The organism is uncultured Enterovirga sp., assembly GCF_964242715.1.
Classification (GTDB): domain Bacteria; phylum Pseudomonadota; class Alphaproteobacteria; order Rhizobiales; family Beijerinckiaceae; genus Enterovirga.
Genome location: NZ_CAXTAZ010000032.1, coordinates 1 through 12,735, shown reverse-complemented (window position 1 = coordinate 12,735; position 12,735 = coordinate 1). Strand labels below are relative to the sequence as shown.

13 protein-coding genes are annotated in these 12,735 nt (G+C 65.4%); 10 read left to right on the top strand and 3 right to left on the bottom strand.

What is annotated here, in order from left to right; genetic code table 11:
- The first annotated feature begins 19 nt into the window (after positions 1–19).
- Together ACFE87_RS15670 and ACFE87_RS15665 are read left to right on the top strand one after the other, a co-directional pair.
- On the top strand, positions 20–475 hold the full coding sequence (locus tag ACFE87_RS15670) for a hypothetical protein (protein ID WP_375460584.1): 456 nt from the start codon (positions 20–22) through the stop codon (positions 473–475).
- Positions 472–738 (top strand): hypothetical protein, encoded by a 267-nt coding sequence (locus tag ACFE87_RS15665; RefSeq protein ID WP_375460583.1) that lies wholly within the window; start codon positions 472–474, stop codon positions 736–738. Before ACFE87_RS15670 ends, ACFE87_RS15665 begins: the two co-directional genes overlap by 4 nt.
- A 17-nt stretch (positions 739–755) precedes the next feature.
- Here the strand turns inward: ACFE87_RS15665 and ACFE87_RS15660 are convergent, their stop codons facing one another.
- Complete coding sequence (locus ACFE87_RS15660) at positions 756–1,031, bottom strand: hypothetical protein (RefSeq protein ID WP_375460582.1); 276 nt, start codon at positions 1,029–1,031, stop codon at positions 756–758.
- 205 nt (positions 1,032–1,236) lie between these two features.
- Between ACFE87_RS15660 and ACFE87_RS15655 the strand changes: the two genes are divergently transcribed.
- From ACFE87_RS15655 to ACFE87_RS15620, 8 genes are all read left to right on the top strand, one after another.
- Positions 1,237–1,584: a hypothetical protein gene (locus ACFE87_RS15655; RefSeq protein ID WP_375460581.1), complete on the top strand. Its 348-nt coding sequence runs from the start codon at positions 1,237–1,239 to the stop codon at positions 1,582–1,584.
- A complete protein-coding gene (locus ACFE87_RS15650) occupies positions 1,581–1,904 on the top strand; it encodes a hypothetical protein (protein ID WP_375460580.1) in 324 nt (107 codons plus the stop codon). The genes ACFE87_RS15655 and ACFE87_RS15650 overlap by 4 nt, the downstream gene beginning before the upstream one ends.
- 267 nt (positions 1,905–2,171) lie before the next feature.
- Entirely contained in the window at positions 2,172–2,399 is a 228-nt protein-coding gene (locus ACFE87_RS15645; protein WP_375460579.1) for a hypothetical protein, read from the top strand.
- Between the two features lie 123 nt (positions 2,400–2,522).
- Entirely contained in the window at positions 2,523–4,646 is a 2,124-nt protein-coding gene (locus tag ACFE87_RS15640) for a hypothetical protein (protein WP_375460578.1), read from the top strand.
- Entirely contained in the window at positions 4,643–5,161 is a 519-nt protein-coding gene (locus ACFE87_RS15635) for a hypothetical protein (protein WP_375460577.1), read from the top strand. Before ACFE87_RS15640 ends, ACFE87_RS15635 begins: the two co-directional genes overlap by 4 nt.
- Positions 5,162–5,856: 695 nt before the next feature.
- Positions 5,857–6,912, top strand: coding sequence for a hypothetical protein (locus ACFE87_RS15630; protein WP_375460576.1), 1,056 nt, complete (start codon positions 5,857–5,859; stop codon positions 6,910–6,912).
- A gap of 149 nt (positions 6,913–7,061) precedes the next feature.
- Positions 7,062–8,291 (top strand): hypothetical protein, encoded by a 1,230-nt coding sequence (locus ACFE87_RS15625; protein WP_375460575.1) that lies wholly within the window; start codon positions 7,062–7,064, stop codon positions 8,289–8,291.
- Entirely contained in the window at positions 8,282–11,164 is a 2,883-nt protein-coding gene (locus ACFE87_RS15620) for a hypothetical protein (RefSeq protein WP_375460574.1), read from the top strand. Before ACFE87_RS15625 ends, ACFE87_RS15620 begins: the two co-directional genes overlap by 10 nt.
- Here ACFE87_RS15620 and ACFE87_RS15615 read toward each other — a convergent pair.
- Entirely contained in the window at positions 11,088–11,480 is a 393-nt protein-coding gene (locus ACFE87_RS15615; protein WP_375460573.1) for a hypothetical protein, read from the bottom strand. The genes ACFE87_RS15620 and ACFE87_RS15615 overlap by 77 nt on opposite strands.
- A 251-nt stretch (positions 11,481–11,731) precedes the next feature.
- Positions 11,732–11,971, bottom strand: a complete 240-nt coding sequence (locus ACFE87_RS15610) for a helix-turn-helix domain-containing protein (RefSeq protein ID WP_375460630.1) — start codon at positions 11,969–11,971, stop codon at positions 11,732–11,734.
- Positions 11,972–12,735: the final 764 nt, after the last annotated feature.

Genomic DNA, 12,735 nt, shown 5'->3' with positions numbered 1-12,735 from the left:
ACCCGAATAGGAGACTTCCATGCTGATCGAGATCGATAGCGACGTCATCATCAACACGAACCAGATCCAGACCGTGGAGGAGCTGCCCGCCATTTCGACCCGGGGCGGCCGGTCCCGTGTCACGTTCAGCGACGGCCGGACGCTCGTGGTCGGCAGAGGCGTCAGCGCTCTTTCAAAGTTCACTGGTGTTATTTTACCGGCGCCGCCTGGATACCAGGCCATCCGCGCCGTGGACGAAGAGGGCGAGCCGTTCTTTGCGACGACCACTGTCCTGGCCTTCCGCTACGATGGGCTTGATGGCGGGCCCATGGCTCCGATCACGGACGAGGGGCAATTCCCGGATGGCACGAACTGGGCGCTGATCCGCCCTGACGGCACGGTCACGGACTACGACCGGGAGCACGACAGCGTAGATACCTACAAGCGGCGCTTCGCCGAGGAATGCGCTGAGCTTCGCCGAAAGGCGGCGGCGTGACCTGGGGCCCGTTCGTTCCCGGCATAGACGCGGCCGAGCGCAAGGCGCGGCTGCGGTCGCTCCGAGCCCTGGTCAAGGTTCTCGCCGGCCCGCGGGGACACGATGCCAACCTTGCCCTCCTGAGGGCCGAGATCACGGACGGCGATTCCGACGTGCTCCGGGACGCTCATGCCGAGTTCGGGCGGCTCAGCCCATTAGATCGGCGGCGGGTGCTCTCCACCTACCAGGATATCCAGGAAGGATCATTCCAATGCCGAGCGTAGCGCCAGGCGAAAGGTTCTCAGTTCGGTTTCGTATCGGCTGGCGGGCCTTCCGCCAGAAGCTCCATTTGCTCGATCGCGGATCGCAGGGCCCCGAAGGCAATGCCGTTGCCACGAAGATGGGCGACTACAACCCGACGCGTGAAGACTGTTCCGTCACCCCGCCGATCCTGCACCAAGGCTTCCAGTGTGACGCGACCCACGCCGGGGATCACACCGAGAATTGGGGCTCCGTCGAAGTAAATGATCGGGGCCTCGGCAGCGCCGTCCAACGGCAACAAGTCAATGTTTTCCATGTGCTCCTCGGTAGGTCGTGCGCCCGCTCCTCTGACGGCCGCTGGTCCTGCGTAGACCATCAGACAGGACGCATTTGGATGCACGGGGAGTCAACGAATGGCCGGTTCTGACCCGCCGCGTAAAAACGCGGGGAAAACGCGGGGCCGGCCATTCCGCCCGGGCAACCCAGGACGCCCGGCCGGAGCGCGTCATGCGAGCACGATCATGGCCGAGAAGCTCATGGCCGACGACGCGAAGGATATTGTGGAGGCCGTGACGAAAGCCGCGAAGGGCGGCGACATGGTGGCGGCTCGTCTTGTGCTGGAACGCATCTATCCCGTGCGTCGCGGGGCGCCGATCACCTTCACGCTCCCGCCAATCGCGACGGCCGCGGACGTAGATGGCGCCATGTCTGCCATCACTGTCGCTATGGCAGCTGGTGAGATGAGCCCAGACGAGGCTAGCACCGTCGCCGGCGTGATCGAGATCCGCCGCAAGGCCATCGAGACCAGCGACCTCGAGCGCCGCCTGCAGGCGATCGAGGCGAAGCTGCCGAAGGGGAATGACCGATGAACAGGTTCTTTGCGAAGCGCATAGAGGCGCTAGAGCGTGCCGTAAGCGAGACGGGAGAGCGGCGGGTCAACCGCATCCTGCTCACCGGGCCTGACTGCGTTCCCGAGGGCATGGATCTGGACGAGTACCTGAAGTCGATCGGGCATGACGTCCGGGACGGCGACTTCAACATCGTCCGCATCATCGTCGCCTCGCCGCACCGGGATAAGCCGCAGATCACCGCTCCGGCATCTACCCCGGAAAGGGTTGAATACTCGGCTCCAATGCTAGTTCACCCCGAGCCCATTCCTCTGCCTCACCGCCGGGTCACAATCGTCTGAGTCGTGTGTTAGTTATGGGTTCTAAATTCTCGATAGGGGTTGCTTATCGATGAGTTCTGTCTAGACTGAATTTGACCGACGCCTCGGGCGCGTCGGGAGTAGGCTAGGCCTACTCAGGCGGTGCGTCCGCCCTCTGGCCTTTCCGTCACGGTGCGCCCTGACGCGACCATCGCCAAGCCCAGCTCTACCAGAGGACCGACCGTGCCCAACCAGGCCCCAATTATCGCACCTGTTGAGCGAAGCGCCTTTTCGTCCGGAGCGCTCCCGATGTGCGACCTCTCCCAACGAAATCTCAGGTTTCAAGCCGCGGTCCTCCCCATCGTGCCGCATGCTCTCGTGATTGAGAGTGACACCGAATCCGAGCTGCAGGAGGAGCAGGTCGTTGTTCTCGTGTGGGACGAAGCCGGCAACCCCATCGTGTGGGACGAGGCCCGCAATCCCATCGCGTGGGACGAGAAGGCTCAACCGCCTCTCGGCTCAGGCGGACTTGTTTAAGAACACTCCGTGGCCCTACTGCCCAACGCCACGAAGCGAGTTTTTGCGCTTCCGCGCGTCACGAAGCCGGACGCCGCTGACGCCGTTCTGCTGGACCGCGAGGGCGGGACCGTGCGGAGCGTTTTGGCGTCCGATCTCGTCGATCCGTTCGTCGATGCCGCGATTGACGTTCACTCGGCCAGTTCAAGCGCCCACGGGGCAGCAACGGCGAACAGTGCCGCCGGCTTCATGTCGGGCGCGGACAAGGGCAAGCTCGACGGCGTCGCCGCGGGCGCGACCGTCAATTCGACCGACGCGGCCTTGCGGGCTCGGAGCAGTCACACCGGTACGCAGAGCGCCGACACCCTGACCGATGGGACGATCAACAAAGCGTTCCTGGCAACCGAGCGGACCAAGCTCTCCGGGATCGCTGCTGGCGCTACCGCCAATTCTCCCGACGCCACGCTCTTAGCCCGCGGCAGCCACACCGGAACTCAGTCCGCCTCGACGATCACGGGCCTTGCCGCGGTCGCGACCTCGGGCTCGTATCCGGACCTGACCAGCAAGCCGACCCTCGGTGGGGTCGCGGCGCTCAATGTCGGAACGGGCACGGGCACGGTCGCGGCGGGCGACGACAGCCGGATCACAGGGGCCTCGCAGAAGGCCAGCAACCTCTCCGATCTCGCGAGCGCCACCACGGCCAGAACGAACCTCGGACTCGGAACGGCGGCGACCTTCACAACTGCTGGCCTTCCGGTTTCGACGGCGACGCAAACCGCGCTCAATGCGAAGTCGCCAGTCACCAACCCTGTTTTCGCTGGCGAGGCCAACATTTCCGGTGGTGTCGGGACCTTTCGTCTCTTCGGGGGGCGAACGGGCACCGCCAACCGCATGCAGTGGGGCGTTACGGGCGATGCTGAATCGGGTGCGAACGCGGGGTCGAATTTCGCCCTCTACAGGTTCAACGATGCTGGGGTACTTCAAGGCCTTCCGCTTGACGTCAACCGAGCGACTGGACAGACCGCGTTCGAAACGCGGCCGGTGTGGGGGGCCACCCCTTGGGACAGCGTCAACTTCAAGAAGGTTCCTGACCTTCGCGACTATGCCGGCGTGGATCTGACCGGGGTCACGAGTTCGGATGCGGCCTTTGTCCAATTCGTCGACGACAGTCTGCTCGCAGGGGGCGCGATGCCGTTGCCCGCAGGTACCATTCGCGTCACGTCCAACATCGTCCGGACGGGTCTGACGAAGGGGTTTCTTCTTCGGGGTACGCCCGGTCAGACCAAAATCATTGTTGCGGCCCCCCAAGGCAGCACATGGCTGACACTTGAGTTCGCAAATCAGTCCACGCCTTGCGTTATCAAAGACCTTTTCTTGACGTTCGAGACTGTCTCTCTCCCTTTGGGGCGGATTTTCGATATCGGGTATCCCTTTGCTCAAAGTACGGCGGTAGGAACGCCGCTTCTTATTGAAAACCTACAACTCTACAGCTCGCCGGTAGGCGGTGCTGATGTGACGCCGAATACATTTCTTCACGCATTCATGCTGCGCAACACATGGTATCCTACCATGCGAAATGTGAGAGCGTTCGGTATGCCTGCGAGCCGTCCTCTTAACGGCAGTACGTTCATTGCGTGGGACGATCTCGATAGTCGAGTGGGCTCACCCACTTATCGCCAGTATTGCTGTGTCGCCATGAAAATAGAGAACATTCTGGCAACGTATTTCAACCATGTGTATTTGGCAAACGGTTACGTCGAAGGATTGATGTTAAGCAATTCGGAGGCCGTGGCTTGCACAAATGGCTTCATGGTTCACCCTGGTACGGAAACCGGCGGCGTCGCGGAAACTTACCGGGGTCAGGCATTTTGGTTTAGCAACAATCACTGGAATTGCTATGACCGGAACATTTGGCTTTACGAGACTTTGGACTGTCAAATGACAGGACAAGACGTTTACAGGCTACAACCGAACCCAGGCACGCCTGCCGTTGGCGAATGGCGCGGTATCGAGGTCAACGGCGGGAACGGACATTCCTTTACTAATTGCCACATCAGCGGCGCAGGAAATGATGGTGGCACGCGTACTGGCGTGCTTTTCTTAAATGCGGCCGATGGTAAATTCGAGGGTTTGATTCGTTCTTGTGACACGATGGGTTACATCGCGAGTAATTGCGTGAACGTGACCATCGACATGATGGCCCCAACGTCTGGACCCATTGTTAACTTCAACGGGTCGACGTCGGGCAGGATCAAGGTGAATACATGAGAGATTGTCTTCTCATGCCGGATGAGGCGACCATTACGGCCCTGGCCGAGGCGATCACGGCGAAGCGGGTCGGCGCCCTCGAATTCCTCGACCTCGCGGCCGAATTCCTGACGGATGCACGCGCTCGCCTCCGGTATGCGCCTGGGGACACCTCCACGCTGGGCGACGCCCTTGAAATAGCCGAGGCCGCCATGACGGACGGGCGGGCCTCATTCAATGCCATGGTGGCGTTGGGCCGAAACCTGTCCACGCTCGTCACGGCGGAGCCGCCTCGCGCCCCGGTCCAGACGACGACGATAGACCGCCGCCTCGGCGAGCTGGCAGACCGCATCGCCTCCTCGGCCGAGAGGGAGCAGGCCGACCTGGGCGCTTTGGCGGATGTCGTTCGATGCCGGATCCCCGGAACGCCAGACGACGTGGCTCGGCTCTTCGAAAACATCCAGTCCTCACACGCGCTACTTAAAGCGTCCCTCGCGGAAGCCGGCGAGGTCGGCAACTGCGCCGGCTCCGCCTGAAGGATTCAGATATGGCGAACATCGGTGGCCTGGGTGGCCTTGGCGGATTTGACCCCGGAAATTTGTTCGCAGCGTTGGGGCATTCTCTCCTCACGTCCCCTAGCCATGCGCCTCTCTCGGGCTTCCCGGCCGGCATCGCTGCGGCGAATGCTCGAGGCGATCAGGAGAACAAGCGTGGTGCTCTGGCTCTCGCGTTGACACAGTCGGGCGTCCCTCAGGATGTTGCGGCCAAAATTGCCTACAACGACACGGCTGCGGCTCTGTTCATGTCACAGGCGAACAGCGCCAAGCAAATGGCGATGGCTCGGCCCTATCTCGAGCGTTCCGGCATCGAGAACCCTCAGCCGAACGACGACGGGACGCCTGCAGGCCCCGCCGGGTCTGTTCTCGCGCCGCCTGCCGCCGCGCCTCCCGTGCCGCGGCGTATGGGCGGGCTGGGCGGGCTGGGCGGCATCGCGGTCCCGGATACGCCGGCCGTTGTCGCCAGCCCTGACGCCTCGTCCTTCCGGCCGCCTCCGGGTGCCCCTAAGGACCTGTATCGCGACGTCCCGGCCGATTACGGTGGCAACCCTGCCGCGACCGCGCCGGCTCCGTTTCCGCCGGCTCGTCCGGCTGCGCTCGGGGTTCCTGTTCCGGCTCTGCCCGACGATGCTGCGCCGGCCGCCGGCGTTACGGCCAGGACCGATGCGAATGGCTTGCCTATCGGTCAGCTCGCGTCGAACGCGAAGATCCCGCTGGCCGTGCCGAGCCTCGACATCAAGCCGTCCCGGCCGCCGCCGAACGTGGCGCCCGGCACGACGACGATGCGGGTATGGGCTCAGGACGAAATCAGGGAGGCACGTCGTGCTGCCATGGGCGGTCGGATGATGCCCGGCCCGATGGGCGAGGCTATCGCGAAGGATGCCGAGTTCCGGCTGAACCGCGCACTGAAATACCTCGATCCGAGCGAGACCGAGAAGGCGTTGACCTCCATCGGGATCCCGATCGGTTCGCCGGAAGGCAAGGCAATCATCCGCCAGCAGCTCGACAAGCGGCCGGAGACGGTCAAGGTTGCGGAATACGCTTATCCCGGGGACCCCAACCGTCAGCAGCAGGCTGTGCGCGCCGGTATGACGGACAACCGTCCGGAGGTCGTGCGCCTGGGCGAGGCCGCTCAGGATGCACCGGGCTTGGTGAGGTCCGGCATCGATACCGAGGCCGCCCGAAAAGGTGCTGACACGCGGGCCACGTCGCGCGAGCAGGCCTATACGAGGGAGGCCGAGGGAGCGACACAGGGCGCACGGTCCGCAGGCCGGATCATGACCGCCCTCAATGATGCAGAGGCCGCCTTCGACAAAGCCGCGAAGGGTGGCGGGACGGGACCGCTTTCTTCTAGCAAGGTGGCAAGAAGCTTTGATGCAATGTCGCCGGGGTGGCTCGGCAGCGCGCGAACAAACGAAATTGCTCGGCACGACTTCGACAACGCGATCGCGACCGTCCAGAACGCGAAAGCTGCCGTCGATCTCAAAGGCCAGGGCGCGGTCTCCAACTTCGAACGCACCTTGGCTGGTGCTGACCTTCCGTCCCTGCAATCCAGCGATCCCAGCACCTCCAAGAAGGCTTTTGCTCGACTCCGGACCCAGCTCAACAGCGCGCTCGCGCTCGACGCTAAGTACGGCCTCCACAAAGACGAGCGCCTGCCGCCGACCACGGCCACGGGCGCCCCTCTCACGACGATGCCTGACGGCACGACCATTCGGCAGCTCCGCTGATGCCCACCTTCGAACTCACCACGCCTGACGGCCGGGTCTTCGAGGTCAACGCGACCGATCCCGCCACGGCGCACAGGGCTCTGACGCAGACGATCGGCGGCTCGGCTCCGGCGGCAGCGCCGGCCCCGTCTGCTCCGTCTGCCTCGTCAGTGCCGGCCGGGCTGGGTTTCGACGAGGCAACCGGCGCCCGGGCCACTCAGGAGCGGTTCTCGGGCTACAACGGCATCCAGACTGAGACGGGGCCGGATGCGGCGCTCGGGTACGGTCTAACCCGCAAAGCGGACGAGATGCTGGTCGGGCCGGACAGCATCACGAACCGTGCCTCCGCCACGCTCCTGAACGCGGCCGAAATGGTCGGGATGGGGCTGCCTCGGAACATCGGCGCGGGCATTGCCACGGCACTCGGCAACGGTCGTACGTTTCGGCAAAACTTTGACCTCGCGGGCGATCATCTCTCGGCCCTCGGCCGGCAATCGCCTGGTGCGCGGGATTTGGGCGTCGCCGCGGGTGTGGTCGGCAGTCTGGGGCTTCCCGTCGCCAACGTGCTCGGCGGCGCGACCATGGCCCGGCGGGCTGCCAACACGGCTGCGACGGTCGGCGGTTATTCGGGCGTGGCCAGCCTCGCGGAAAGCGGCCTCGACCGTGTTGCGGAGCCCGACACGGTCGCGAAGGCGCTGACGCATGCGGGGGTAGGGGCTGGCATTGGCGGCGTTGCCCATGGAGTGCTCGAAAAGGTCGTGGCTCCAGCTATCGGCAAGTTCCGTGACATGGTCTCGCCCGATCGCGCGAGTGCTGGTACTTCCGCTGCGGCGCTGCCTGACGCATTCCCGAAGGGTGTCTCGCCTGCCATTGCCCGCGAGGCCGAGGCTGGGCAATTCGGGGTCAACCTCACGAAGGGCCAGGCGACGGGCGATTACGCGCAACAGGCCAGTGAGAACATGATGGCGCGGGGTGGGGGCGACACGCCTCCGGGCCAGGCCATGCGCACCTTTTTTCAGGAACAGGAACGGCAGGTCGGGGCCGCAAAGGGCGATATCGGTCGGCAGATTGCCGGTGGGGCCGACCTGGTGGAGCGGCCGTTCGATGCCGGCGCTCGGGTGGGAGAGTTCGCCCGCAATTCTCAGCGTCTCGCCGAAACGGTAGCCGGTGGCGAGGAAGCCGCGGCGGCACGGGCCAGCCAGTGGCTTGCTCCGGCCGATCCGATCAATGCCGCTACCGACGTGGCGGCCGGTGTGCGCGGCCGGGCTGCGGCCGACAAGGCTCGTTATGGCGAGGCCTATGCCGATGTGGCGACCATGCCGGGACGGTTCGAGCCGGGCGTTTTCGACAAGGTCGGGAACGAGGTCCGAGGCGCGATCGGGCGTCGGACGTGTTCGTAGATTCGACCCTGACGCCTGCCGCGCATCGTGCCCTGCAAATGCTGGATGGCATTCCGACCCAGCGCCTCGCTGGCGTTGAGCCTCAGCCCGCCGGTATCCTCGGGAACGCTCCTCGACCGGCCCGGCCGGCCGCTCCTGACGCCGCTGGCGGCGATTCGGGCGGCTCGGCGGCTTTCGCCCCCGCGACCGGACATTCCATCCTGACGCCCTCCGGACAGCGCGTCGGGATCGAGTATCGGCTCGTCGATGCGGGCGGCCTGAAAACCTCGCACACGGCCGACTTCACGCCGAACCCGTCCTATCCGGCCGAGCTGCAGCCTCGGGATCGATCGCGGGCGGCTGCCGAGCGCCAGGTCCAGGAGATCGCGTCTGACCTGAAGCCGGAATGGCTGGGCGCCTCGCCCTCGGCCCGCGAGGGTGCTCCGGTCGTTGGCCCTGACGCTGTGGTCGAAAGCGGCAACGGCCGCGTCATGGGTATTCGCCGGGCCTATGCCGAGGGCGGCGAAAGCGGGAAGCGGTATCGGGATTGGCTCAATGGCCAGGGCTACGACACCGCAGGGATGAAAGAGCCGGTCCTGGTGCGGGCTCGCACGTCCGACCTCTCGGCGCCGGAGCGCGTCGCCTTCACGCAGGAGGCCAACGCCTCAGCTGGTCTCTCCATGGGCGCCGCCGAGAAAGCCGCCTCGGACGCGCAACGCCTCCCGGCCGGCGCCCTCGATCTCTACCAGGGCGGCGATATCGCGGACGTCGGCAATCGCGAGTTCGTCCGGGCCTTCGTCAAATCCATCCCGAAGGGCGAGGAGGGGGCGCTCGTCACGAAGGCGGGCGATCTGTCGATCGAGGGCGAACAGCGCCTCCGCAGCGCCCTCCTGCATCGCGCCTACGGGGATTCGCAGCTCGTCAGCTCGCTGGCCGAGGTCGGCGACGACACCATCAAGGCGTTCGGCCGGGTCCTACAGGACGTCGCGCCAGAGGTGGCGAAGCTCAAACAGTCAATCGCTGGCGGCTACGTGGCGGAGGGGGCCGATCTGTCCAAGCCCCTGCTCGAGGCGGCGCAGCTCGTCCAGGCGGCCCGGCAACGCGGGCTCAAGCTGCCTGAGGCGGTTGCCCAACAGGACGCCTTCTCGCGGATCTCGCCCGAGACCGATGCGGTGCTGCGGCTCGTGTACGGCGAGAATCTGACCGGGCGGGTGAACCGGGACAAGGCCGCATTCGCGATGCACTCGGCGATCGGCGATGCGGGCCAGCAGGTGAACGAGGCCGGGCTGTTTGGTCAGGGTCCGCTCTCGGCGGCGGATATCCTGACCGCGAAAGCGGCGAAAGGGTCGACGGCGGACGCCGCGCTGCCGGTCGGCACTGGCACTCCGGGAGATCCTGTCCGGATGACGGCAGCCGAGTTCCGGGCCATGCAGGCCGGTGGTCCGGCTCCGGCTGGTGCTGCTCCTGCTGCTGCGGCTCCTTCGGGTCGTGCGGCCGTTCCTGAGACGACGTCGGGCGCCCTCGACATGAAGGGCGTCGACCAGGCCCGCAAGCGGCTCGTCTCGGCCTATTCGGCGGCCAAGGCGACCGGCAACGCGACCGACATGCGGGCCGTCTCCTCGATCATCGACGCGTTCGACAATCGCGTCGAAGCGGCCATGGCGGATGGGCTATTCTCCGGCTCGGATGCCGTTCTGGGGCGCCTACGCGAGGCTCGCGGCCTGTTCCGGGACTATCAGCGGACGTATCGCCCTCAGGGTCCCGGCGACGACGTCGGCCGCGCCATGCAACAAATCGTGGATCGGAATGCCCAACCTCAGGAGGTCGCCAATCTCCTGTACGGGACCAGTCTGACCGGGAACACCGGCCGGGCCATGCGGCTCGCCGATCGCCTCAAAGAGGTGCTGCCGCCGGAGCTGTGGGCACAGACCCAGCGGGGCTATCTCGGCCGCATCGTGGGCGACGGCCTCGATCATGGGAAAATCTCCGACAACATTCAGAAGGCCCTCTCCGGCGAGGGGCGCGGGCTTACGTACAAGCTGCTGGGCGATGCTCAGGTCGCGGGTCTCCGTTCGGTTCAGTCCGGATTGCGCACGGCGGCTGCAGCCCGCGAGTCCGTGCCTGATTGGGTGAAGACGCTCGGCAAGGACGACTTTGAGCCAAAGGCCGTCATCGACAACCTGTTCGGCAAGTCCACGCTCACCGGGAACACGGCCTCGATCCAATTCGCGAAGGGCGTTCGGGATGTCGTCGGAGCCGAGAGCGAGACGTGGGCCGCGGTCCGGCAGGCTGGATGGCAGCATCTGGTGGCGAAGCCGGAAGGCGCGACGGCAGATTTCGGCCCTCAGGCTATCGCGAACCGGATCTCCAACTTCCTCGAGAAGGATGGGCGCGGCCTCGCCACGGTGATGTTCTCGGCCGAGGAACGGGCGACCATGAAGGCGTTCGGGAACACGATGCGGACCCTCACGCCTGCGCGGATCGCAGGTGGCTCGGCCTCGCCGAATTCCGACACGGCTCCGATGCTGGTGCGGTCGCTCGAGGCGCTTCGGAAGCACGAAGGCAAGCTCAACATGCTGCTATCCGGACTTGGGTTCGTGAGCGGCGGCCCCGCTGGCGCTGCGGCGGCCTACGGCGTCGCCAGGGGTGCCGGAGCTGTTGCGTCCAGAATTGCCGACCAGCGGGCGCTGGCGAGGGCTGCAGAGGCCGCGGCGGGCGCCCTGCCGCTGCCGCGCCGGCACGGCCCCGTTCCTCTCCTCCCAAGCTGCCGCCGATCGCGGGGCCGCTGGGGCCGCTCCTCGGTCTGGTCGGGGCGAACTAGCCCTGCTTCCAATGACCGTAGAGGATGCGGAATCGGGTCTCCGACCAGAAGACCATTGCGAACAGCAACATGACGAGCGGGAAAACCCACGCATCATTTGTCCGCCTAAACTGCCAGAACAAAGCAACGACCGTAAACACGGTTAGGCCACCAATGACGATTTGGAGAAGGTATGTCAGTGGGTGCCCCTTGAACGCTCGCCTGATCAGCGGATGGAAGGCCAGAAGCGCCACCATCACGGCGAGCCACAGGCTGAACGGCGAGTCGGTGTTCCAATAGTCGAGGGCGGCATATCCGATGGAGCCAACGACGAGGGCTAGCAGCATGCCCTCTAGAACGCGGACGGCCACGAGGCGGCCCTCGGTGGGTTGGTTCTCGATCCGGTCCATACCGGGCGATCATGCCTCAGTGTACCAGCGCCTGTCGATGCGGCGGCCCTGGCTGGCCGACCTCGTCGCACTCGCGGCCCTGTCGTTCCTCGCCTGGATCGTCATTAGATAGGCCAGGGAGGGTGCAGGAGCGCCGTTTTGACCCGTTTGCAGGGCGCCCTGGCTCGGAGGCCTTATGACTGCCCGAGTCACTCGCAAGCAGCATGGCAAGTACCGGATTAAGCGCGCTACGGTGGCGTTCGCGATCGCGTTCATGCCTTCGTCCCTCTCTCGCGCATCCGGACACCTGCACCGCCGCCGTTCTCGGGGATGAACTCAACGCCAGCCTCTTCTAGCGCCCGCTGAACGTCGGCGAGCGTGCGTCCGTACGGCGTCCGCTTGCCCGATTCGTAGTCGGCTAGGGTGGCGACGGACACGCCGGACCGCTTAGCCAAATCGTCCCTGGACCAGCCGAGGCACGCTCGCCCTGCTCGGCACTGATGCGGCAACATCGCTTTTATGTCTGACATCACGTTTTTCCTCTTGCTTTTCCGCAAGCACTATGCAATTTAGCTGACATCAGACGAAAAGACAAGGTTCGCCGGATGTCCTCCTGCCTCAATTCTCTCCGGGCCCCTCGACCCGAGACTGGTCCCACGGACCGCCTCCGCGTTTCCTACGGCGAGATTTTCGCCGCCGTCATGGTCGTAGTCGTCGGCGCTTACGCCGTCGCCTTCGCCTCGATGCTTTGACGGGGAGTCGTATGCGCATCTCCGCCTCCATCGCCCTCCTCGCCCACACGGTTCGCGATGAAAACCGCCTTGCCGCTCTGGTGACTGCCGGCCGCTACATCCGACCCGCCATCATGCACGAAGCCGTCCGGATTGCTCGGCAGCTCGCGCTTCGCTCTGGACTGTCCTGGGGCCGTCGTATGGCGATCGGCCTGCGGACTGCCTGGGGTCGAGCCAAGCAGGAGCGCACTGACCAGGCCCGCGCTGCCGCCGCCCGAAGCCGTCCGGCCATACCAGCGCAGACGCCTCGGTCTCGCCTCGCGCCGAGCCTCGATCGGACCCGCGTCTTCTTCCGCGGCTCCCGCCTTCGCTCTCACGGTTGGTGAGGTTCATGTCCTACGTCAGCCCCCGCCCTCTCGCCCCTGCCGAAGCGTCCGGGATGATCGCCGAACTTGCGGCGCTCCTCGAGCAGGCGTGGCGTCTCGACGGACGCATCCGCGAGCGCGCCCCGGCAGGCCTTCTCGGAACCGTCGCCCCGGCCCTTA